The 22,128-nt window shown below is 73.6% G+C and carries 24 protein-coding genes and 1 other RNA gene; 18 read left to right on the forward strand and 7 right to left on the reverse strand.

Going from position 1 to position 22,128, the window contains the following annotated elements; genetic code table 11:
• Positions 1-31 precede the first annotated feature (31 nt).
• Entirely contained in the window at positions 32-826 is a 795-nt protein-coding gene (locus LWC33_RS35790; protein ID WP_233302974.1) for a transglycosylase SLT domain-containing protein, read from the reverse strand.
• Positions 827-1,200: 374 nt separating this feature from the next.
• Here LWC33_RS35790 and soxR point away from each other — a divergent pair, with 374 nt between their 5' ends.
• Positions 1,201-1,677 (forward strand): redox-sensitive transcriptional activator SoxR, encoded by a 477-nt coding sequence (gene soxR, locus LWC33_RS04760; protein ID WP_233302975.1) that lies wholly within the window; start codon positions 1,201-1,203, stop codon positions 1,675-1,677.
• Positions 1,678-1,997: 320 nt separating this feature from the next.
• On the opposite strand, the gene LWC33_RS04765 is transcribed toward soxR, so the two are convergent.
• Positions 1,998-3,455, reverse strand: coding sequence for an AMP-binding protein (locus LWC33_RS04765; RefSeq protein WP_233302976.1), 1,458 nt, complete (start codon positions 3,453-3,455; stop codon positions 1,998-2,000).
• Positions 3,456-3,559: 104 nt separating this feature from the next.
• Between LWC33_RS04765 and LWC33_RS04770 the strand changes: the two genes are divergently transcribed.
• Together LWC33_RS04770 and LWC33_RS04775 are read left to right on the forward strand one after the other, a co-directional pair.
• Positions 3,560-4,384: a hypothetical protein gene (locus LWC33_RS04770; protein ID WP_233302977.1), complete on the forward strand. Its 825-nt coding sequence runs from the start codon at positions 3,560-3,562 to the stop codon at positions 4,382-4,384.
• A 48-nt stretch (positions 4,385-4,432) separates the two neighbouring features.
• Entirely contained in the window at positions 4,433-5,188 is a 756-nt protein-coding gene (locus tag LWC33_RS04775; RefSeq protein ID WP_233302978.1) for a tyrosine-protein phosphatase, read from the forward strand.
• Between the two features lie 107 nt (positions 5,189-5,295).
• Here the strand turns inward: LWC33_RS04775 and LWC33_RS04780 are convergent, their stop codons facing one another.
• Entirely contained in the window at positions 5,296-5,673 is a 378-nt protein-coding gene (locus LWC33_RS04780) for a hypothetical protein (RefSeq protein ID WP_233302979.1), read from the reverse strand.
• A 28-nt stretch (positions 5,674-5,701) separates the two neighbouring features.
• Entirely contained in the window at positions 5,702-5,944 is a 243-nt protein-coding gene (locus LWC33_RS04785; protein WP_233302980.1) for a ribbon-helix-helix domain-containing protein, read from the reverse strand.
• 74 nt (positions 5,945-6,018) lie between these two features.
• On the opposite strand from LWC33_RS04785, the gene LWC33_RS04790 reads away from it, so the two are divergent.
• The 8 genes from LWC33_RS04790 (at position 6,019) to LWC33_RS04825 (ending at position 13,413) form a co-directional block, all read left to right on the forward strand.
• A complete protein-coding gene (locus LWC33_RS04790) occupies positions 6,019-7,287 on the forward strand; it encodes an acyl-CoA dehydrogenase family protein (protein ID WP_233302981.1) in 1,269 nt (422 codons plus the stop codon).
• Positions 7,288-7,296: 9 nt separating this feature from the next.
• Positions 7,297-8,298, forward strand: a complete 1,002-nt coding sequence (locus LWC33_RS04795) for an acyl-CoA dehydrogenase family protein (RefSeq protein WP_233302982.1) — start codon at positions 7,297-7,299, stop codon at positions 8,296-8,298.
• A gap of 226 nt (positions 8,299-8,524) precedes the next feature.
• Positions 8,525-9,034: a PadR family transcriptional regulator gene (locus tag LWC33_RS04800; RefSeq protein ID WP_233302983.1), complete on the forward strand. Its 510-nt coding sequence runs from the start codon at positions 8,525-8,527 to the stop codon at positions 9,032-9,034.
• A gap of 68 nt (positions 9,035-9,102) precedes the next feature.
• Entirely contained in the window at positions 9,103-10,215 is a 1,113-nt protein-coding gene (gene prfB, locus LWC33_RS04805; RefSeq protein ID WP_233302984.1) for a peptide chain release factor 2, read from the forward strand.
• A 131-nt stretch (positions 10,216-10,346) separates the two neighbouring features.
• Positions 10,347-11,036: a cell division ATP-binding protein FtsE gene (gene ftsE, locus LWC33_RS04810; protein WP_233302985.1), complete on the forward strand. Its 690-nt coding sequence runs from the start codon at positions 10,347-10,349 to the stop codon at positions 11,034-11,036.
• Positions 11,037-11,073: 37 nt separating this feature from the next.
• Positions 11,074-11,988 (forward strand): permease-like cell division protein FtsX, encoded by a 915-nt coding sequence (gene ftsX, locus LWC33_RS04815; RefSeq protein ID WP_233302986.1) that lies wholly within the window; start codon positions 11,074-11,076, stop codon positions 11,986-11,988.
• A gap of 28 nt (positions 11,989-12,016) precedes the next feature.
• Positions 12,017-12,502, forward strand: a complete 486-nt coding sequence (smpB, locus tag LWC33_RS04820; protein WP_233302987.1) for an SsrA-binding protein SmpB — start codon at positions 12,017-12,019, stop codon at positions 12,500-12,502.
• The gene (locus LWC33_RS04825) at positions 12,499-13,413 is read left to right on the forward strand and encodes an amidohydrolase family protein (RefSeq protein WP_233302988.1); all 915 of its coding nucleotides are present in this window, start codon (positions 12,499-12,501) and stop codon (positions 13,411-13,413) included. The genes smpB and LWC33_RS04825 overlap by 4 nt, the downstream gene beginning before the upstream one ends.
• 14 nt (positions 13,414-13,427) lie before the next feature.
• Here LWC33_RS04825 and LWC33_RS04830 read toward each other — a convergent pair whose 3' ends face one another.
• Positions 13,428-14,336: an NADP-dependent oxidoreductase gene (locus LWC33_RS04830; RefSeq protein ID WP_233302989.1), complete on the reverse strand. Its 909-nt coding sequence runs from the start codon at positions 14,334-14,336 to the stop codon at positions 13,428-13,430.
• 102 nt (positions 14,337-14,438) lie between these two features.
• On the opposite strand from LWC33_RS04830, the gene LWC33_RS04835 reads away from it, so the two are divergent.
• Positions 14,439-14,852 carry a winged helix-turn-helix transcriptional regulator gene (locus LWC33_RS04835; protein ID WP_233302990.1) on the forward strand — a complete coding sequence of 138 codons (414 nt, stop codon included), beginning with the start codon at positions 14,439-14,441 and terminating at the stop codon, positions 14,850-14,852.
• Between the two features lie 57 nt (positions 14,853-14,909).
• Positions 14,910-15,299, forward strand: a transfer-messenger RNA (tmRNA) gene (ssrA, locus tag LWC33_RS04840).
• Between the two features lie 74 nt (positions 15,300-15,373).
• Here the strand turns inward: ssrA and LWC33_RS04845 are convergent.
• Entirely contained in the window at positions 15,374-16,537 is a 1,164-nt protein-coding gene (locus tag LWC33_RS04845; protein WP_233302991.1) for a class I SAM-dependent methyltransferase, read from the reverse strand.
• A gap of 41 nt (positions 16,538-16,578) precedes the next feature.
• On the opposite strand from LWC33_RS04845, the gene LWC33_RS34820 reads away from it, so the two are divergent.
• The 3 genes from LWC33_RS34820 to LWC33_RS04855 all read left to right on the forward strand — a co-directional run bounded on the left by LWC33_RS34820 (position 16,579) and on the right by LWC33_RS04855 (position 19,258).
• Positions 16,579-16,707, forward strand: a complete 129-nt coding sequence (locus LWC33_RS34820) for a hypothetical protein (RefSeq protein WP_255690906.1) — start codon at positions 16,579-16,581, stop codon at positions 16,705-16,707.
• A 60-nt stretch (positions 16,708-16,767) separates the two neighbouring features.
• Positions 16,768-18,036, forward strand: coding sequence for an MFS transporter (locus tag LWC33_RS04850; RefSeq protein ID WP_308190908.1), 1,269 nt, complete (start codon positions 16,768-16,770; stop codon positions 18,034-18,036).
• Between the two features lie 124 nt (positions 18,037-18,160).
• On the forward strand, positions 18,161-19,258 hold the full coding sequence (locus LWC33_RS04855) for a class I SAM-dependent methyltransferase (RefSeq protein ID WP_233302992.1): 1,098 nt from the start codon (positions 18,161-18,163) through the stop codon (positions 19,256-19,258).
• A gap of 57 nt (positions 19,259-19,315) precedes the next feature.
• Here LWC33_RS04855 and LWC33_RS04860 read toward each other — a convergent pair whose 3' ends face one another.
• Positions 19,316-20,044, reverse strand: coding sequence for a VIT1/CCC1 transporter family protein (locus LWC33_RS04860; RefSeq protein WP_233302993.1), 729 nt, complete (start codon positions 20,042-20,044; stop codon positions 19,316-19,318).
• A 57-nt stretch (positions 20,045-20,101) separates the two neighbouring features.
• Here LWC33_RS04860 and LWC33_RS04865 point away from each other — a divergent pair, with 57 nt between their 5' ends.
• Both LWC33_RS04865 and LWC33_RS04870 read left to right on the forward strand, forming a co-directional pair.
• Positions 20,102-21,583 (forward strand): cryptochrome/photolyase family protein, encoded by a 1,482-nt coding sequence (locus LWC33_RS04865; protein WP_233302994.1) that lies wholly within the window; start codon positions 20,102-20,104, stop codon positions 21,581-21,583.
• Positions 21,584-21,627: 44 nt separating this feature from the next.
• A complete protein-coding gene (locus tag LWC33_RS04870) occupies positions 21,628-22,128 on the forward strand; it encodes a MauE/DoxX family redox-associated membrane protein (protein ID WP_233302995.1) in 501 nt (166 codons plus the stop codon).

A 22,128-nucleotide genomic window follows, 5' to 3' on the forward strand; every position in this document is an offset into this window, starting at 1 on the left:
GGGCCCGGTCGGCTCGCTGTCGGGACGGAGCTCAGTAGCCCACGTAGTCGCCCGAGCTGTTGCTGCGGCCCCCGGCCTCGAGCGTGTCGACGCCGTAGTTCGCGATCATGTACCGGACCCCGGCGGTGATGTTCGCGACCGGGTCGGTGATGGAGCGGCCGGCCAGGCTCGGGTGGACGTAGGCCCGGAAGGTCGACGGGATGACCTGCATCAGGCCCTGCGAGGGGTTGCCGGAGCGGGCGTTGGAGTCCCACAGGTTGACCGCCCGCGGGTTGCCGCCGGACTCCGCCATGATGATCTTCTTGACGCCCGGTGCGAGGTCCTGCGGGAGGTCGCAGATCGCCAGGGCCTGGGCGATCCAGCCGTCGACCCCGCCCTGCGAGATCAACGCGTCGAGCTTGGCCTTGGCCGCCGCGGCCGCGGCCTCCTCGGCCTGCTGCTCCGCGATCTTGTCGGCGATCCGGCCGGCCTTGTCCAGCGAGGCCAGCTCGGTGTCCGTGGCCTCGGCCGCGGCCGCCTGGGTGGTGTCGCCGCCGCCGTTGGTCACGCCTGCCACGGCGTAGGCCACCGGACTCAGGTGCGCGCCGGTGAGCGGCACGTCCGCCGGGTCGACCGTCAGGGCCTGGGAGTTCGCGGTCAGCTGCGTGGCCGCCGTGGACGTCTCCGCCGCGTCGGCGATCGCCGGTGCGCCGGTGGAGGTGACGGCCGCGAAGGTGCCCGTCGAGAGGACGCCGAACGCGGCGCCGACGGCAGCCGTCGTGGACGCGACGGTACGCCGGGGGGTGCCGCGACCGGGGGTGGTCGCGCGCCGGGCGGCGTGCTTCACGGGGACCCGGTGGGGAGCCGGGTCTCCGGTGACACGCCGGCCGCCTGGGGAGCGGTGGCCAGCCAAGGTGTTGAGCCTTTCGCCTTCTCTTCAGGTCACGGTCCGGCTCGGGCGGACCCGGGTCGGGGGTCCCGGGGAGCCGGTCGGGGACTCCGGCTCCACCGTCCGCTCGTGATCGGACCGTGATGACTTCCGGCGACACTACGGATGGTGAACCCCCGGACACAACCCCGGGGGCTGCCTGTCGCCGCTGCTCCGCGGCCGTTCGTCGCGCCGTCCATCGGCAAGGTGTTCCGCGTCTCCTGCGACGAACGGTCACCGGGTGCGACCGCAGGCTACCGACGCGTAGGGTGGATGTGAATCGAGCTTCAGCTATGGGGGGCGCCGTGCACGCCAAGGACCTGCTGACCATCGGGGAGGTCGTCGCGCGCAGCGGCTTCCCGCACTCGGCCCTGCGGTTCTACGAGCGCGAGGGGCTCGTGAGCGCGACCCGTACGTCGGGCGGTCAACGGCGGTACGAGCGCGGGGTGCTCCGCCGGCTCGCGTTCATCCGGGCCGCCCGATCCATCGGCATCGGGCTCGACGACGTCCGCGCCGCTCTCGACGAGCTCCCCGCCGACCACACGCCGACCAAGACCGACTGGACGCGGCTGTCCAGGACCTGGCGCGGCCGGCTCGACGAGCAGATCGACGCCCTGGTCGCCCTGCGCGACGGGCTCGACTCCTGCATCGGCTGCGGCTGCCTCTCCCTCGCCCGCTGCCGGCTGATGAACCCCGAGGACCGCGCCGCCGCCGCGGGCGACGGCGCCCGGATGCTCCCCGCCGCCCTCCGCCGCGGCCCCGCCGCCTGACGCCCCGCGAGCCGCGCCCTGGTCTCCCGCGAGCCGCGCCCTGGTCTCCTGCGAGCCGCGTTGTGGGCTTCCGCGAGTCGGGCTGTGGGCTTCCGCGAGTCGGGTTGTGGGCCTCCGCGAGTCGGGTTGTGGGCTTCCGCGAGTCGCGTTGTGGGCTTCCGCGAGTCGGGAGTTGCGCCGCGAGTCGCGACCCGCGATCACAGTGACGAGGCGACTCCAGTGGCGTGATCGAGGGCAGAAGGGGCTGCCGGGCGGCGCGGAGCACCGTTCGGCCCTTGATCACGGGGGAGGTCGGGGCGCCGATGCGACCGGCGGAGCCCTCAGCTCCCCATCCGCTCCGCGCGGAGGGCGGAGCGGCGCATCTTGCCGGTGTCCTCGCGCAGCGGATGGTCGACGCGCTCGATTGTCGCAGGCACCTTCTGCCGGGCCAGCCGCCCGGCGACGTGCGCGCGCAGATCCTCGTCGGACACCTCGGCCGACGCGCCGTCGAGCTGGACGATCGCGTGCACCCGCGAGCCCAGGTCCTCGTCGGGCAGCCCGATCACGCACGACGAGAGCACGGCCGGATGGGCGTCGAGCGCCGCCTCCACCTCGGCCGGATACACGTTGGACCCACCGACAAGGATCATGTCGCTGCGCCGGTCGGCCAGGTAGAGGTAGCCCTCGGCGTCCATGTGCCCCATGTCGCCGAGCGACTCCCAGCCGTCGCGGCCCCGCGCGGTGGCGCCGAGGTAGCGGTACGGCGACTCCGGCACCTTCATCCACACCTCGCCGACCTCGCCGACGGGCAGCGGCCGGCCCTCCTCGTCGCCGATCCGCATCTCGCCGGACACCACCTGCCCGACCGAACCCGGGTGGGCGAGCCAGTCGACGCCGTCGATCATGCAGCTGGCCTGGGACTCGGTCCCGGCGTACAGCTCGAGCACGGTCTCGGGCCCGAACCACTCGACACAGCCGCGCTTGACATGCTCCGGGCACGGCGCCCCGACGTGCAGCAGGGTCCGCACCGAGGAGACGTCGGCGGCCGCCCGCACCTCCTCCGGCAGGCGCAGCAGCCGGCCCATCAGCGTCGGGACGGCGTACAGCCAGGTGACGCGGTGCCGGTCGACGGCCTCGAGCACGGTGGCGCCGTCGAAGTGGTCGAGCACCAGCACGGTGCCCCCGCGCAGCAGGCTGATCAGCGAGAACATGAACGGCGCGTTGTGGTAGAGCGGCGCGGTCACGGCGAAGACCTCGCCCTCGCCCTCGAGGCGCAGCCGCTCGGCCGCCTGCGTGACCACTCCGTACAGGCCCTCGCCGCCGGCCAGGATGATCTTCGGTCGCCCGGTGCTCCCGCCCGAGGTCGGTGCCTTCCAGCTCGGCGGCACCGCAGGCGGCAGCGGCCCCGGGTCGAGCGCGGGGTCGGGCACCCAGTCCGCGGGCAGCGACGGCCGCCCGTCCGGCGTCGGCAGCCCGACGACGACGGGCGGGTCCGCGATCTCGATCAGCGCCGCGAGCTCGGCGGGCGGCAGCTTCGCCGAGACCGGTTGCGGAATCGCGCCGAGCTTCCACGCGCCGAGGGCGGCGGCGTAGAAGGGCGCGCCGTTCGGCAGCCCGATCGTGACGAGCGAGCCCTCGCGCACCCCGAGCGCGGCCAGCTCCCGCGCGGCCCGGCTGGAGGCGGCGGCCAGCTCGGCGCGGGTGGTGGTGCCCGCGGGGTGGAGGAGGGCGATGGCGTCGGGGTCCCGGTCCGCGAGCAGGTCGATCGCGCGGCCGACGGGAGTCTCGTCGGGGATCACCCCCCGATCCTGCGCCTTCACGGCCGTAATGCACATGCCTCCTCCGCACGGAGGTGGTGCTGGCCTCCCCGACCCGGCGCCTCCACCGGCGAAGACTTCCCGGCATGCGACTCCTGCCGGCCGCCCTCTCCGCCGCCGCCCTCGGCGCCGTCCTCGTCGCCGCGGGGTGCAACGCGGCCTCCGCCGACACCCGGGTCGCCGCACCGACCGCGACGTCGGCGAACTCCGCGGGGCAGGCCGGTGCGCCGGCGGCGACGGCCGCCGGACAGATCGGCGCGCCTGTCGCCGAACAGGGCCGCGTGCCGGCTGCGACCCCCGCGAGACGGGACGTCCTCCCGGTCCGGGCGCCGGTCGCCCCACCGCGCCCCGTCTCGTCGGGCGGCGCTTCGCGGGCCCCGGTCGCCGACACCGGAATGGACGCCGCCGCCGACGGCCTGCGTCCCTTCCTGCTGACGCCGGCGGAGATCGGGCCGGGCTTCACGGCGGGGGAGGAGCCGCGACCGGACCCCGCGACGCCCGCGCTGTGTGGCGGACCGGGCGTGGTCGCGCAGTTCCCGTACGCCGTGCGGGTCGGCGCCGCCGCCCAGAGCGGGGGCGGGCTGGTCCAGGAGACCGTGAGCGTCTACGGCGACGAGGCGAGCGCCGCCGAGGCGTATCGCGCGTCGGCCACGGGCATGTCCTGCTCGCAGGGCGACGTCGACGGGCGGCCGGCCGTGATCGCGCCCGCCGAGGACCTGCGCGCCGACCTGGGCCACGACGAGGCGACCGGCTGGCGCGTGGGCGGCCGGGGTTTCGACGTCGTGATGATCGCGGTGCGCGACGGCGAGGTCGTCATGAACTTCACGGCGCTCGCTCCCGAGGACGGGCTCGCCACGCTCCCGGACCCGCTCACGATCGCGCTGGCAGGCACGCAGAAGCTCCTCGGGTGAGACGTCGGTCACCCGCAAGCCGGAGGGATCGCCGTTACCGTCGGGGTCGTGACCGACGCCGCCGTGCCGACCACCTCTGCCGACCGTTGGCTGCGCTTCGAGGGCCTGAGCAACATCCGCGACGTCGGCGGCCTGCCGCTCGCCGGCGGCGGGCACACCCGCTCCGGGGTGCTGCTGCGCAGCGAGTCGCTCGACCACGTGACCCCGAACGACGTCCGACAGCTCGTCGACGGCCTCGGCCTGCGGCTGATCCTCGACCTGCGGACCGACCGCGAGATCGCCGAGCGCGGCGAGACCGAGCTCGCCCGCGCCGGCGTCGAGACCGTGCAGTTCACCTTCATCCCGGAGACCGGGCGCGAGCTGCCCGAGGTGGGCGACGACGTCCACCCCATGGTCGCCAACTACCTCGGCTACCTGCGCGACCGCGGGCCCAACGTCGTGGGCGCCGTCCGCAGGCTCGCCACCTCGGACGGGGCCGCGCTCGTCCACTGCGCCGCCGGCAAGGACCGGACCGGCACCCTGGTCGCGATGGTGCTCGACGCCGTCGGGGTCGAGCGCGAGGCCGTCGTCGAGGACTACGCGCTGTCCGCCACGAAGATCGAGGCGATGTTCCGGCGCTGGACCTCGCTGTCCGGCGAGGAGATGCCCGGGCCGGACGAGATCGACCGGCACAGCCCGCGGGCGGTCGCGATGGAGCAGGTCCTGGCCACACTCGACGAGCGCGACGGTGGTGCCGTGGGCTGGTTGCAGGCCAACGGCCTCACGGACGGCCAGCTCACCGCCCTGCGCAACCGCCTCGTCTGACCGACCGCATTATGGAACCATAACGCGCGAAAACCCACCCGGAAGCGCATTATCGTTCCATAGCGCACGAAACTGCTCCCGAAATCGCACTATGGTTCCATACCGCACTAGGGAAGCTCCTCGATCGGCACCGCGCAGTCCAGCTTGCGGAGGGCGCCGGGGTCGCCGGTGACGGCGGGCCAGCCCCGCTGCCGGGCGGTGGCGACGACCTGTCCGACCGCGATGTCGTCCTGCCCCGACGCGGCGAGCAGCAGTCCGGACTCCTGGGCCATCGCCGGGGACAGGTCGTGGATCACGGTGTTGGGCAGGCCGAGCAGCACCTGCAGGGCGGCGTGGTGCTCGGGCTCGAGCTGGGACCACGCCCGGCCGAGCGCCGCGGAGGGCACCGCCAGCACGAGGTTCTCCTCCACCGCCGCCCACACCAGGGCACGCATGTAGACGGGCCGGCCGGTCGCGAACGCCTGGAGCGCGCTGGCGTCCAGCACTCTTCCGCCGATCATGTGCGCGCGCCCTTCAGCCGACGGCCACGGGAGGCACGAGCCGGAGCGACCTGCGCGCCGCGTCGAGCTCGTCCGCCGGTGGGGGACCTCCGTACAGGTCGGCCAGAGTAGCGAGCGAGCGATCGCGGGTCTGCCGTGCCCGGACCGCCTCGGCCACGTACGCCGACAGGCTCGCCGCACTCCCGTTGCGGACCGCCTCCCGGGCCTCCGCGACCAGTTCGGCCGGCAGGGTGACGGTCACCCTCTCGCTGCGCATACCGCCAGGCTACTGGGCGCATACCGGGCCGTCGACCGCAAGGCCCACCACCGGATGAGCGCATACCTCGGCCGATGCAGGTTACCCACCGGTATGCCAGGCTGGGCGCCGGCGCGGCGGCCGACGCCGACCGCTCGCCGCACCCGCAACCCGCACGCAGGAAGGTCTCGACGATGGACCTCACCTTCACCCCCGCCGAGGAGGAGTTCCGCAGCGAGCTGCGCTCCTGGCTCTCGGCGAACATCCCGGACGAGTGGCGTCGCCCCGGCTTCTGGGAGTCGCTGCCCGACGACGAGAGCTTCCGGCTCCGTCGTGACTGGGAGCGGGACAAGGCGCTCGCCGGCTTCGCGGGCATCCAGTGGCCGACCGAGTTCGGCGGCCGCGGCGGCACGCCGGGCATGAAGGCGATCTACGACGTCGAGATGGTGCTGGCCGACGCCCCGCGGACGGTCAACCCGCTCGGTCTCACCTTCCTCGCGCCCACCGTGATGGCGATCGGCACGGACGCGCAGAAGAAGGAGATCATCGGCCCGATGCTCCGCAACGAGGTCATCTGGTGCCAGGGCTTCTCCGAGCCCGGCGCCGGGTCGGACCTCGCGGCGCTGTCCACCCGCGGCGTCCGCGACGGCGACGACTTCGTCGTCAACGGACAGAAGGTGTGGACGACGAACGCCGTGCACGGCGACAAGGTCTTCACCCTGGTCCGCACCGAACCGGGCAGCCAGAAGCACCGCGGCATCTCAATGCTGCTCATCGACATGCACCAGCCCGGCGTCGACGCCCGGCCGCTGAAGCAGATGTCCGGCGCCAGCGAGTTCGGCGAGGTCTTCTTCGACGACGCCCGGGTCCCCGCCACGGACGTCCTCGGCGAGATCGGCGAGGGCTGGCGCACCGCGATGCTGCTGCTGTCGTTCGAGCGCGGCGCCTCGGGCATCTCGCAGTACACCGAGTTCCGCCGCCAGTACGACGAGATCGCCGCCGTCGCCAAGAAGCTCGGCCGCGACACCGACCCGGTGATCCGCAACAAGCTCGCCCGCGTGCTCACCGAGCTGGAGTGCCTGCGCCTGCACTCGATGTACGTGCTCACCCAGACGGAGCGGGGCCGCGACCTCGGCTTCGAGGCGTCGATGACCAAGCTGCAGTGGTCGGAGACCTTCCAGGACCTGTGGGAGGTCTACGACGACGTCCTCGGCGAGGACGACACCCTCGAGCAGCTCGGCGACCTCGACCTGCGCCCGCTCAACGCGCAGGCGATGTGGTCCCGGTCGGTCACGATCTGGGGCGGCTCGTCGCAGGTCCAGCGCAACGTCACCGCCGAGCGCGTGCTCGGCCTGCCCCGGTAGGAGCCCGGCATGTTCTTCGCCCTCACCGAGGACCAGCAGGAGTTCGGCGCGGCGGTCACGACGTATCTCGCCGAGCGGTTCGACATGGAGGCCGTGCGGGGCGTCTTCGAGGACGCCGACGGCGACGGCAACCCCGAGTCGCTGTGGAAGGCGGCCGCCGAGCAGGGCTGGCTCGCCGTCACCGTGCCCGAGGAGCACGACGGGTTGGGCCTCGGCCTGGTCGAGGCCCAGGTGATCGCGCGGGCGCTCGGCGCCGGCGTCGCGCCCGGGCCGTGGCGCGGGACCGTGCTCGCCGCCGAGGCGATCCGGCTCGCCGGGTCCGACGAGCAGAAGGCGGCCTGGCTGCCCCGGCTCGCGTCGGGCGAGGCGATCGGTGCCGTCGGGCTGCGCGGCGACGCCCCGGGCGTCGTCCCCGCGGTCGAGTACGGGGTGATCGCCGACGTCGTGGTCGTCCGGACCGCGGACGGGCTCGGTCTCGCCACCGGCGCGCAGGCCACGCCGATCGGCTCCTACGACCGGACCACACGGCTGGCCTCGCTGACCGTGTCCGACGTGGAGCCGCTGCCGGGCGATGCGTCATCCCTGCAGGCCCGGGCCACCGTGCTCGTCGCGGCCGATCTCGTCGGGATCGCCCGCGAGGCGGTGAGCCGCACGGTGGCCTACGACCGCGAGCGCGAGCAGTTCGGCGTGCCGGTCGGCTCGTTCCAGGCGCTCAAGCACGCCCTGGCCGACATCCACGTCGGCGTCACGATGGCCGAGCACGCTGCGCTCTACGCCGCCCACGCCGTCGACGCCGGACTCGACGACGCCGAGCTGGCCGTGGCCGTCGCCAAGGCCAAGGCGAGCGAGGTCGCCCTGCAGGCGACCGCCGCGATGATCCAGTACCACGGCGGCATCGGCTACACCTGGGAGCACGAGGCGCACTTCTTCTACAAGCGCGCCAAGCGCCTCGCCGGGGCGTACGGCGGGGTGGACCAGCACCGCGAGAGGATCGCGGCCCTCACCCTCTGACGTCGGACGGGCCGGCGGCGCGTCCCGTGGCGGCCGCCGCCGGCCCCCGCCCTCCGGGTCCGAACCGGGCCGGCCGACCGCCCCGGGACCCATCCCCGCGGGCGAGGTGTGGACCCCGGTCCGCGGGGTACGCCGCTCGGTTGCGCCGGGCTCCCGACCGTCCGAAATCGCAGGTCGGGGGCCACTGTGGAGTGCGGAACCCCGTCGCACGTGGGACCGTGGGGGGATGCCCGCCCCACCCGCAGTCAACGCCACCGCAGCGGCTCTGCTCGGACTGCTCCACAGCGGTCCGATGACGGGAGGCCAGCTCGTCGCCGCGGCGGGCGAGCGTTTCGGCTCGTTCTTCACCGTGACCCGCAGCCAGGTCTACCGCGAGCTGCCGGTGATGGCGGAGGCGGGCCTGCTGCGGCTGGGCAAGCAGGGGCCGCGGGCGTCGCAGCAGTACGTGATCACGGCGGCGGGCAAGCGGGCGTTCAAGGCCTGGCTGCAGCACGGCAGCGGCGGCGACGCGCTGCGCAGCCCCCTGGTGCTCCGGCTGCTGCACGCGGGCCAGCTCACCGTGAAGCAGCGTGCCGAGCTGGTCAGCACCTCGCGCGAGGTCTACACGACCAGGCTCGCCGAGGCCCGCGCCGCCGCCCGGAACGAGGAGGACCCGTACCGCAAGGCGGTCGCGGACTTCACCCTCGCGCACACCCGGGCGATGGTGAAGCTGCTCGACGCGGTCCCGTTGGACTGACGCCCCCGGCCCCCCTCCGGCCACCTCCGACGGTGGTCCGCTCGCGCGCCCGCGTAGCCTGGAGCGTTGTGAACCCCGACGTGGCAGCCGACCTGAAGGACCTCGCAACCACCCTGGAGGGCATCGAGGCGGTCACCGACGTCCCCGCGCTCAAGGCGGAGATCGCGGACCTCGAGGAGCAGGCCGGCGCGCCGGACCTGTGGAACGACGCCGAGGCCGCGCAGAAGGTCACCAGCCGGCTCTCGCACGCCCAGGCCGAGCTGCGCCGGGTCGAGGACCTGCGCCGCCGGCTCGACGATCTGCCCGTGCTCTACGAGCTGGCCGAGGACGAGGGGGACGAGTCGGCCGTCGCCGACGCCGACCGGGACCGGGCGAAGCTCCGGGAGGAGATCGCCTCGCTCGAGGTCCGCACCCTGCTCTCCGGCGAGTACGACGAGCGCGAGGCGCTCGTGACGATCCGCTCCGAGGCGGGCGGGGTCGACGCGGCGGACTTCGCCGAGATGCTCATGCGCATGTACCTGCGCTGGGCCGAGCGGCACGGCTACGGGGTGGACGTCTACGACACCTCGTACGCGGAGGAGGCGGGCATCAAGTCCGCGACCTTCCAGGTCCACACCCCGTACGCCTACGGCACGCTCTCGGTGGAGCAGGGCACGCACCGGCTCGTCCGGATCTCGCCGTTCGACAACCAGGGCCGCCGCCAGACGTCGTTCGCCGGCGTCGAGGTCACCCCGGTCGTGGAGTCGACCGACCACGTCGAGATCGACGAGAAGGACCTGCGGGTCGACGTCTACCGGTCCTCCGGGCCCGGCGGGCAGGGCGTCAACACGACCGACTCCGCGGTGCGGCTGACCCACATCCCCACCGGCATCGTGGTGTCCTGCCAGAACGAGCGCAGCCAGATCCAGAACAAGGCCACGGCGATGGTGGTGCTGCAGGCCAAGCTGCTCGCGCGCAAGCACGAGGAGGAGCGGGCCCTGATGGACTCGCTCAAGGACTCCGGGTCGTCCTGGGGCAACCAGATGCGCTCCTACGTGCTGCACCCGTACCAGATGGTCAAGGACCTGCGGACGGACTTCGAGGTCGGCAACCCCGGCGCGGTGCTCGACGGCGACATCGACGGCTTCATCGAGGCCGGCATCCGGTGGCGGCGCAACCAGGCGCAGGAGGCCAACGCCTGACAGTCCGGTGGGCGGGGAAGTGGCGCCGGAGCAGCACTTCCCCGCACAAGTCAGGCGAGCGGTACCACCTCTGCGCCGAGGGGGCCTGTCGCAGCAGGGTCCGGCCATGATCCACCGGTAACGTCCCGGCCGTGATCCGGCTGGAGCGCGTCACCAAGATGTACAAGACGTCGACGCGGCCCGCGCTGGACCGCGTCTCGGTCGAGGTGGACAAGGGCGAGTTCGTCTTCCTCATCGGGCCGTCCGGCTCGGGGAAGTCGACCTTCCTGCGGCTGCTGCTGCGCGAGGACGTCCCGACCCGCGGCAAGATCTGGGTGACCGATCTCGACGTCGCGAAGCTCCCGCGGCGGAAGGTCCCCCGGCTGCGGCAGCGCATCGGCGTGGTGTTCCAGGACTTCCGGCTGCTCACCAACAAGACCGTCGGCGAGAACGTCGCGTTCGCGCTCGAGGTGATCGGCAAGTCGCCGTCGACGGTCCGCAAGGTCGTGCCCGAGGTGCTGGAGCTCGTCGGGCTGGAGGGCAAGGTCGACCGGATGCCGCACGAGCTGTCCGGCGGTGAGCAGCAGCGCGTCGCGATCGCCCGCGCGTTCGTGAACCGCCCGCTGGTCCTGCTGGCCGACGAGCCCACCGGCAACCTCGACCCGGACACCAGCCAGGACATCATGCTGCTGCTCGAGCGGATCAACCGGACCGGCACGACCGTCGTCATGGCGACGCACGACCACTCCATCGTCGACTCCATGCGGCGGCGGGTGGTCGAGCTGGACATGGGCCAGGTGGTCCGGGACGAGGCCCACGCCGTGTACGGGGTGGGCCGGTAGTGCGCACCGTCGACGTACTCCTCTCCGCGGAGGCGGCATGAGAACGGACTTCGTCGCCCGGGAGGTCGCCACCGGCCTGCGCCGCAACGTCACGATGACCGCGGCGATGGTGCTGACCACCGCGATCTCGCTGCTCATGGTCGGCACCGGGTTGCTCGCGGTGAAGACGATCGACGCGACCGAGTCGATCTACTCTGACCGCCTGGAGATCCGGGTCGCGCTCACCCAGGACGTGTCCACCGCGGACGCCGAGTGCACCCAGCCGATCTGTGCGGGCCTGCGGTCCACGCTGGAGAACTCGCCGCTGGTGGCGGGCGTGACGTACGAGAACCAGCAGGAGGCGTACCAGCGCTTCCAGGAGCTGTTCGCCGGGCAGTCGGTCGCCGAGCTCGCCCGGCCGCAGTCGCTGCCGGCCACGCTGCGGGTGAAGCTCGTCGACCAGGACGGGTCGACCGAGGCGGGCGCGGCCGCGGTGAAGCAGGCCATGGCGAACCAGGTCGGCGTGCGCACGGTGATCGACCAGCGCGACGTCGTCGCCAAGCTCTTCGACTTCCTCGGCGGCGTGCGGAACGTGACGTTCGCGCTGGCGCTGGTCCAGGCCGTCGCGGCGCTGTTGCTGATCTCCAACACCGTCCAGGTCTCGGCCTACACCCGCCGTACCGAGGTCGGCGTGATGCGGCTGGTCGGCGCGACGCGCTGGTACACGCAGCTGCCGTTCCTCGTCGAGGCGGTGATCACCGGCGTGGTGGGCGCGGTGCTCGCGGGCGCCGGCCTGCTCGTCGGGAAGATCGCCTTCATCGACTCCCTGCTGGCCGGGATCGCGCAGAACGGCGTGATCCCGCCCGTCACGCTCGCCGACGTCCTGACGGTCTCGGTGTACCTGGTCCCGATCGGCGCGGTGATCGCGGGCATCACCGGCTACGTCACGCTCCGTCTCTATGTGAAGGTGTGAGATGACCACCTCCGCGTAGGCTGGAGGGGTGAAGGAGAAAGGCCGCAAGGTGATCGCGCAGAACCGGCGCGCGCGTCACGACTACGCGGTGCTCGAGGAGTTCGAGGCCGGTGTGGCGCTCATGGGCACCGAGGTGAAGAGCCTGCGGCTGGGCCGGGCCTCCCTGGTCGACTCGTACGCCACGGTCGACGAGGGCGAGGTGTGGCTGCGCGGCCTGCACATCCCCGAGTACACGCACGGCAGCTGGACCAACCACGAGCCGCGGCGCACCCGCAAGCTGCTGCTGCACAAGTACGAGATCGAGCGGCTGATCGGCAAGATCCGCGAGGGCGGGCTCACGCTCGTCCCGATGTCGCTGTACTTCAGCGACGGCAAGGTCAAGTGCGAGCTCGCGCTGGCCCGCGGCAAGAAGACCTACGACAAGCGGCAGGACCTGGCGAAGAAGGACGCCGAGCGAGACATGGCCCGGGCCATCGGGCGCGCCGCGAAGGGCCGGGCGAGGACGCTCTCGTGACATCCGCCGCCCTGCCCCCGCCCCCGTCGTCGGACGACGACGTCCCCCGCTGGATCGCCGACCTCGGCCTGCCCGGGCTCGTCGACGTGCACGTCCACTTCCTGCCCGAGCGGGTCCTGCGCAAGGTGTGGGCCTACTTCGACGACGCCCGCACCCACTACGGCATGGACTGGCCGATCCAGTACCGCACGCCCGAGGCCGACCGGATCGCGACGTTGGAGAAGCTCGGCGTGCTGCGGTTCGCGCCGCTGGTCTACCCGCACAAGCCCGGCATGGGTGCGTGGTTGACGGAGTGGGCGGCGGAGTTCGCGGCCGCCACCCCGGCCGCCGTCCGCACGGCCACCCTCTACGCCGAGCCCGGGGTCGAGGAGTACCTCGGCGCCGCCGTCGAGGGTGGGGCGCGGGCGGTGAAGGTGCACGTCCAGGTCGGCGCGTTCGATCCCCGTGATCCCCTGCTCGACGGCGCCTGGGGCCTGCTGGCCGAGGCCGGCGTCCCGGTGATCGTGCACTGCGGACACGGGCCCATCCCCGGTGAGCACACCGGGCTCGACGTGTTCGGCGAGGTCCTGGGCCGCCACCCGCGGTTGACGGCGGTCCTCGCCCACGCCGGCATGCCGGACTTCCTCGCCGCGCTGGACCTGGTCCACCGCCACGAGAACGTCCACCTCGACACCACGATGGTCGGCACGCCCTATGCGGAGGCGTTCGCGCCGCTGCCGCCGGACTGGCCCGCCCGGCTCGCCGGGATCCCCGGCCGGGTCGTCCTGGGCAGCGACTTCCCGAACATCCCGTACCCGTACGCCGAGCAGCTGCGCGCCATCGCGGACTGGGCCGCCGCCGACGACCGGCTCGGCGAGCCCTTCCTCCGGGACGTCCTGCACGACGCCGGGGCTCGCCTGCTCCGCCTCTGATCCCGACGGCTCACTCAGGGGAGCAGGACCAGCCGCCCGCCCACCCCGCCGGCCGCGAGCCGCTCGTGGGCCGCGGCCACGTCGTCGAGCGGGTAGGTCGTCGCCACGGGCAGGGTCAGCTCGCCCTTGGCGGCCAGCGCCGACAGCTCCGTCAGGCGACCGCCGTCGGGGCGGACGATCGTCTGCACGCTGCGGATGCCGCGCTCGGCCGGCACCGGCCCGGCGACGGTGACGAGGGTGCCGCCGTCGCGCACCGGGGCGAGCGCGGCCGCGCCGGTCGCGGCCGTGTCGAGGACGGCGTCGACGCCGGTGGGCAGCGCGTCGCGGCAGACGACCTCGGCCCCGTACCCGCGGACCGCGGCCTCGTCGCGCTCCGACGCCGTCGCGATCACGCGCAGCCCGGCGCGCACGCCCAGCTGCACCGCGAAGGCGCCGACGCCGCCGGCACCACCGATCACCAGCAGGGTCGCGCCCGCGGGCGCGGCCAGGTCGTCGAGCGCCGCCGCGGCGGTGAGCGCGTTGAGCGCCAGGGTGGCCGCCGCGGCAGTCTCCACGCCCTCCGGCGCCGGCGCCACGTCCGCGGCCGGCACCACGACCCGCTCGGCCTGGGCTCCGACCGGCACCGCGAAGGCCGGGAGCATCGTGATCACCGCGTCGCCGGGCCGCAGTCCGTCGACGCCGTCGCCGACGGCGTCGATCCGCCCCGCGACGTCCCAGCCCAGACCCCGCCGGAAGTCCCCCTGCGGCGCCGGGGCGAGCCCGGCCTGCACCGTGAAACCGGCCCGGGTGGCCAGGTCGATCGGGTTGACCGCCGCGGCCTCCACCGCGATCCGCACCTCGCCCGGCCCCGGCGCGGGCTCGGGCACGTCGGCGACCTCCAGCACCTCGGGCCCGCCGAACTCCCGGAACACCACTGCACGCATGTCGCTCTCCTCTCGGTCGTGCTTCCGCGACTCACGCTAGGAGCGTTACTATCCAGCAGGTAGTAGTTACCTGGAAGTGCGTAGGAGAGCCGGAGGAGAGCCATGGCGACCACGACCGCGGCGCAGCGCCGGGAGGCCGACCGCGTGGCGTACGACGCGTTCCTCGCCGCCTGCCCCTCGCGGCTGGTGCTCGACCGGATCAGCGACAAGTGGGTGGCACTGCTCCTCGCGGCCCTGGCCGACGGCCCGCAGCGGTACTCCGAGCTCGGTCGGCGGGTCGCCGGCGTCAGCCCGAAGATGCTCACCCAGACCCTGCGCGGCCTCGAGCGCGACGGGCTCGTGGAGCGTGAGGTGACCGCCGCCGTCCCCGTCCGGGTGGACTACCGCCTGAGCCCGCTCGGCGCGGGACTCCATCGGGCGGTGCTGCACGTCAAGGACTGGGCGGAGGCGCACGTCGAGGAGGTGCTCGCGGCGCGGGACCGGTACGACGGCGGGGCCGACACCGAATCGGAATGAGCGCGCGGGCCGCGGGCGTTAGGATGGAGTGGCGGTCCCAGGTGCGGGCCGCGACGAGGGGGTGAACGGTTTCGACTCCTGAGGCGGACCGAGGGGAAGCGTGCCGAGGAAGACGACGATGAGCTCGTTAACCATGCGTCGTAACCAAATAAGTGCCGACGAGAGTCGCACTGCCCAGGTCTCGCAGACCGAGCTCGCGCTCGCTGCCTGATCCAGTAAAGGGCTGTCGGCCCGGGGGCGTTCCCGCCCCGGTGTCCGGCATCAGCTAGGGGACTCACCGTCCGGCCCGGTCGCCGGGGTCGGGCGGGACAACCAACAGCGACTGGGATCGTCACACCGGCTCGTCCGTGAGATCGGTGGATCCGAGTAGAGACACAGCGGACTGCGCACGGAGAAGCCCTCGCAATGCGAAGGAGGACCCGGGTTCGATTCCCGGCACCTCCACCCCTGGAGTTCAGGGCCCCGACCCACACGGGTCGGGGCCCTGACCGTTCTCGGTGCCGATCTCCTCCGGACCGGGCTCAGACACAGACCAGGCCCCACGGCCGGTCGCGGACCCGCGTCATCACCAGCGTCGCGCGGCGGGACCCGCGCAGCTTGAGCCGCTTGTGCAAGGCGTCGACGTCGCCGGCCAGGCCGCGCCGCCGGATGTCCACGGCGCCGATGTCCAGCTCGCGCAGCCGGCGGGGGAGCCGCTTCTGGTCCCAGGGCGCAGAGTCGATCACCTCGAGCGTGCGGGCGAACGGCGTCGCCACCGGCTCGTCCGCGGACAGGAAGGCGATCCGGTCGTCGATCTTCCACGTCCCGGTGCGGCGGGCGAGCTCCTCCACGGCACCCGCACGGGTCACCGCCGGGCTCGGGTCGAGCAGGTACCGGCCGGGGTCGCGCACCGCGACGGGCGCGCCCTCGGCGGCGACGAGCGTGTCCCCGTCGGGCAGGACGGTCGCCCGGGCCCGTGCCGTCGCGAGGGCGGGGGACCAGGCCACGGCCTCCTTGAGGTCCCGGTCCACCGCCACGAACTCCAGCTCCCACCCCTCGGGGACGACGGCGTGGTCGAGCCCCGGGGCTGCCTTGATCCCGATCGCGGGCACGGGCAGGCCGACGCACCAGTCGAGCGGCGGCTCGCTGTCGCCGGTCCGCATCCGGCCGCGCGCCGAGCGCCGGGCGGGGTCCACGAACACCGCGTCGACGCCGGTCAGGTCGACCTCCCGGACGTCGGCGAGGAGGGTCCGGGCGTCGCCGTCGTAGACCCTGGCGTTGTGCCGGGCCATCCACAGGTGCACCGGATCGCGGTCGACGGCCAGGACGTCCCGGCCGGGGGCGAGCGCGAGCAGGTCGCCGCCGATCCCGCAGCAGAGGTCGGCGAGGCGGCGCACGCCGGCGAAGCGGCCCGCCCGGTGCCGCGCCACGATCTCCGGCGATGCCTGCTCCCAGCCCGGGCGGGTGAGGAACATCGAGCCGGCCCGGTCGAACTTCCCCGCCGCCCGTTCGCGCAGCTGTGCCTGAGTGAGGGCCTCGGCGACGAGCGGCGCCGGGTAGGTCCGACGCAACGCGGTGCCGAGCCGCAGGGCGGCGTCGTCGGTCAGCGGGCGGCCGTCGAGCCCGTCCGCGATCGCCGCGAAGAGCTCCGCGCCCGTCGGTCCCGCCAGCTCGTGCAGGCGAGCCAGCACCTCGTCCGTGTCCACCGCCGGGAGAGGCTACCGATGATCACGCTGCCCGGCTCGAGATGCGGCTCGCGTACCCCGCGCTGCTGCGCCGCTCCCCGGCGCTCGCCGTGGCGGTGCCGCTCGAGGAGATCACGTTCCGCGACGAGATGGTCGTCTACCGTGTACACGCCCTTCCCGTCATCTGGTGACGAAACCGACCCTTCACCCGATCGCGTAGCGTTGCCAACGATCGGGACGGAAGGGGCGACGTGGCCACGACGGGGGACGCCGCGCCGGCGCGCACGCGGGTGCGCATGCCGCGCGAGATCTGGGTACTGGTCGTGGCGGCCTTCGTGGTCGCCATCGGGTTCGGGATCGTGGCCCCGGCGCTGCCCGCGTTCGCCCGGACGTTCGACGTCGGGCTGACGGCCGCCTCCGCGGTGATCAGCCTGTTCGCGGCCTTCCGGCTCGCCTTCGCGCCGGTGAGCGGGCGGCTGGTCGGCCGGTTCGGCGAGCTGCGCATCTACACCGTCGGCCTGCTGATCGCCGCCGCCTCGGTGGGCGCGACCGCGACCGCGCAGAGCTACTGGCAGCTCCTGGTGTTCCGCGGTGTCGGGGGCATCGGCTCCACGATGTTCACCGTGTCCGCGATCTCCCTGCTGGTGCGGCTGGCCCCGCCCGAGGCGCGCGGGCGGGCGTCGAGCATGTGGGCCACCGGCTTCCTGCTGGGCAACATCGCCGGGCCGCTGGCGGGTGGTGGCCTGATCGCGGTCAGCCTGCGGGCGCCGTTCCTCGTGTACGCGGCGGCGCTGGTGTGCGCGATGGCCGTCTCGGTCCCGCTGCTGCGCGGCCGCACGGGCGGGCCGGTCGGGAGCGGGCCCGCCGAACCGGCCGCCACCTTCCCGGCGGCCATCCGGCACCCCTCCTACCGCGCCGCGCTGGTCGCGAGCTTCGCCAACGGCTGGACCGTGTTCGGGGTCCGGGTCGCCCTGGTGCCGCTGTTCGTGGTCGAGGCGCTGCGCCACAGCGAGACGTGGGCCGGGTTCGCGCTCGCCGTCTTCGCCGCCGGCAACGCCGCGACGCTGCTGCTGTCCGGCCGGCTCGCCGACCGGCGCGGCCGCAAGCCCCCGGTGCTGGGTGGCCTGGTGGTGTCCGCGGTCGCGACGGGCCTGCTGGGGTTCGCGCCGTCGTCCGCGCTGTTCCTGGCGTTGTCACTGGTCGCGGGCGTGGGCAGCGGCCTGGTCAATCCGCCCATGACCGCCGCGGTCGCCGACGTGATCGGCAGCCGGGCCCGCGGCGGCACCGTGCTGGCGGGCTTCCAGATGGCCGCCGACGTCGGCGCCATCGTCGGGCCGCTGGCGGCCGGCGCGGTGGCCCAGACCGCCGGCTTCGGCCCCGCCTTCGCCCTCACCGGTGTGGTCTCGGTCATCGCGCTCGGCTTCTGGGTGCGCGCACCGGAGACGTTGCCCCGCCCGCACGACCACTGCGACGCGACCGCGGAGACGGTGGCGGGGGAGCGGGCCGTCGGGGCCGAGTGAGCGGGCCCGGGGTCTGCTCGGGACCGGACCGGTTCGTACGCACTTCTACGTATCGACGGATCCACCGGCGAGCGCTGCGATGCCTCGATCCGGGCACGTCCGAGACGCGCGAGGGAGCGGCACGATGAGCACTCCGACCACACGGAACGACACCGCACCGGCCCTCGACGAGCCGGCCCTCGAGGATCTCCTCGGGAGGGTGGTCACCGACCTCGGCGGCGCGCTCGTCGTCCCGCTGGCCCTGATCGGGGACCGGCTGGGCCTCTTCACCGGCCTGCGCGACGTCGGGCCGGCGACGGCGGCCGAGCTGGCCGCACCCGGAGGACTGGCCGAGCGCTACGTCCGAGAGTGGCTGCGGGCGATGGCCGCGGCCGGGTACGTCGAGCACGTGTCCGGGGACGACCCGATCTCCGCGCGATACAGGCTGACCCCGGAGCAAGCAGCGGCCTTCGCGGATCCGGACGGCCCGGCGTCCGTGGCGGGCGGGTTCCAGAGCATGTCGGCGGCGCTGCGCGTGCTCGACCGGCTCACCGACGCCTTCCGGACCGGTGCCGGGATCGGCTGGCACGAGCACCACCCGGACCTGTTCGAGGGCACCGAGCGGTTCTTCCGGCCCGGGTACGTCGCCAACCTGACGAGCGAGTGGATACCGGCCCTCGACGGCGTGGAGGAGCGGCTGCGGGCCGGGGCGCGGGCGGTCGACGTTGGGTGCGGGTTCGGCGCCTCGACGATCATCATGGCGCGTGCCTACCCGGCGAGCACCTGGTCCGGGGTCGACTACCACGCGCCGTCGATCGAGGCGGCCCGGGAGCGTGCCGCCGCGGCCGGGGTCGGCAACGTGACCTTCGAGGTCGGGCCGGCCGACGGGCTCTCCGGCAGCTACGACTTCCTCTGCTTCTTCGACTGCCTCCACGACATGCCCGACCCGGTCGGTGCCCTGCGGGCCGCACGGTCGGCGGTGACCGACCAGGGCACGGTGATGCTCGTCGAGCCGATGGCGTGGGACACGGTCGCCGAGGGGCTCAACCCGGTCGGGAAGGTGTTCGCCGCGGCGTCGCTGTACGTCTGCCTGCCGAGCGGCCTGTCGAGTCCGCCGCAGACCGGGCTGGGGAACCAGGCCGGACCCGCGCGGACCTGCGCGCTCGCGCGCGAGGCGGGATTCGGCGCGGCGCAGGTAGCGACCGCGACCCCCTTCAACCTGGTCTACGAGCTGAAGCCCTGACGCGTGCGTGGTAGGCGGTGCTGGTGCGCCACTCGCCACGCACGGCGCGGGACCAGGTCAGCCCGCCGTCACACCGATGAGCATTCCCACGAGGTAGGCCGCTCCCGCGGCGATCGCGCCGAACATCAGCTGCCGCAGCCCGCCGCCCCACCATGTGCGGACCGTGAAGCGGGCGGACAGGGCGCCGGCGACGAAGAGCCCGACCGCCCCGATGCCCAGCCCGAGCAGCAGCGACGGCGAGCCCACGAGGAACGACAGCAGCGGGATGATCCCGCCGATCGCGAAGCAGAGGAACGACGACCCGGCCGCCACCCAGGGCGAGGGCTTGTCGTCGAGGCTGACGCCCAGCTCCTGGCTGACGTGCACGCGCAGCGCGATGTCGGGGTTCGCGCTGATCTCCTCGGCGACGCGGCGGGCGGTCTCGTCGGACAGCCCGAGCTTGCGGTACTCGTCGACGAGCTCGGCCTGCTCGGCGCGCGGGTGCCGGGCGAGCTCGCGGCGCTCGACCTCCGCCTCGGCGTCGATCGCCTCGTTCTGGGTGCCCACCGAGGCGAACTCGCCGAGCGCCATCGAGAAGGCGCCCGCGACGAGGCCGGCGATGCCGGTCAGCACGATCACCTGCCGGTCCGCACCGCCACCGCCGACGCCCGCGATCAGCGCGATGTTGGTGACGAGCCCGTCCATCGCGCCGAAGGTCGCCGCCCGCAGCCAGCCGCCGGAGACGTCGCGGTGCGTGTGGTCCTGCTGGTGCTCGGCCAGCTCGGCCTCGTAAGCCGGATCGCTCACGCCGGGGAGCCTGTCCGCCGACTCGCGGCGGCCACGCGGCGAACCGACACTGATCGGATGGGACGGGAACCGCTCTGGCTCTTCGCCGACCAGCTCGGCCCCCACGTGCACGGCACGGACGAGATGCGCGACCGCGAGGTCGTGCTCGTCGAGTCCGGCCGGGCGCTGCGCCGCAAGCGGTTCCACCGGCAGAAGCTGCACCTCGTGCTGTCCGGGATGCGGCACCTGGCCGCGGACCTGGGCGACCGCGCCCGGTACGTGCGCGCGGACACCTACCGCGAGGCCCTCGAGCAGGTGGGCCGGCCGGTGGTCGTGCACGAGCCGACGTCGTTCGCCGCGGCCGAGCTCGTCGAGCGGCTGCGCAAGGACGGGCTCGTCGCCGACGTCCTGCCCACCCCGACCTTCGCCCTCCCGCGCGCGGAGTTCGAGGAGTGGGCGGGCGACCGCGGCCGGTTCCGGATGGAGGACTTCTACCGCGCTCAGCGCGAGCGGTTCGACGTGCTGATGGAGGGCGACCAGCCGGTCGGCGGCCGCTGGAACTACGACCCCGAGAACCGTGAACCGCCGCCCAAGGGCGCGCGCACGCTCGGGGTGACGGGTCCGTGGCAGCCGGAGGAGGACCGGATCGACGACGAGGTCCGCCGCGAGCTCGACGAGGCCGGGTACCCGACCGTCGGGCGGGACGGGCCGCGCTGGTTCGCCATCACCCACGACGAGGCCGTCCGGGCGCTCCGGCACTTCGTGCGGCACCGGCTCGGCACGTTCGGGCCCTACGAGGACGCGATCCTCGAGCAGGACTGGGCGATGTCGCACTCCCTGTTGTCGGTGCCGATGAACCACGGCGTGCTGCACCCGCTCGAGGCCGTGCACGCCGCGGAGCAGGCGTACCGCGACGGCGACGTCGACCTGCCGAGCGTCGAGGGGTTCGTGCGGCAGATCCTCGGCTGGCGCGAATACGTCTGGCACCTCTACTGGCACTTCGGCAAGGGCTACACCCGGCGCAACGCGCTGCGGGCGCGGACCACGCTCCCGGGCTGGTGGGCCGAGCTCGACGCCGACGCCGTCACCGCGGCCTGCCTGCGCAGCGCGCTGGAGGGCGTGCGGGACCGCGGCTGGGTGCACCACATCCCGCGGCTGATGGTGCTCGGCAACCACGCCCTGCAGCGCGGCTACCGGCCTGCCGAGCTCAACGAATGGTTCCGCACCGCGTTCGTCGACGGCTTCGAGTGGGTCATGCCCGCCAACGTCATCGGCATGAGCCAGCACGCCGACGGCGGGAAGATGGCGACCAAGCCGTACTCCGCGGGCGGCGCCTACATCGACCGGATGAGCGACCACTGCCGCGGCTGCGCGTTCGACCCGAAGAAGCGCCTGGGCGACGACGCCTGCCCCTTCACCGCCGGCTACTGGCAGTGGGTGCACCGGCACCAGGGCCTGCTGGCCGACAACAACCGCACGGCCCGGGCCGTCGCAGGCATGAACCGGCTGAAGGACCTCGACGCGGTGCTCGAGCAGGAGTCCGCGCGCGAGCACTTCTGAGAGTCGCTCACCCGGGTCTCAGGTGACCCGGCTACCGTGCCCGCGTGACGAGGGGCCGTGTTCTCGACGTGGTCGGCACGTTCGCGCGGCTCGGGCTCGCGGCCGTCTGGCTCACGTCGGGGCTGCTCAAGGTCGTGGACCCGGCGCAGACGTACGTCGCCGTGCGGGCCTACGACGTGCTGCCCCGGGAGGCCGTCGCGGTCGTCGCCGGGGTGCTGCCCTGGTTCGAGCTGGCGCTCGGCGTCCTGCTCCTGCTCGGCATCGGCACCCGGGTGGTCGCCTGCCTGTCGGCCGCGCTGCTGCTGGTGTTCATCGCCGGTGTGAGCCAGGCCTGGGCGCGCGGGCTGAACATCGACTGCGGCTGCTTCGGCGGCGGCGGTGCGGTGGCGCCCGGGCAGACGCAGTACGTCCAGGAGATCCTCCGCGACACCGGGTTCCTGCTGCTGGCGGCCTGGCTGATCGTGCGGCCGCGGACGCTGCTCGCCGTGGAGAACAGGCTGGCCGGCCCCCTCGTCACGTCGGGTTCGGGTGGGGAGAGGAACTGA

Source organism: Pseudonocardia terrae (genome assembly GCF_021343995.1).
GTDB lineage: Bacteria > Actinomycetota > Actinomycetes > Mycobacteriales > Pseudonocardiaceae > Pseudonocardia > Pseudonocardia terrae.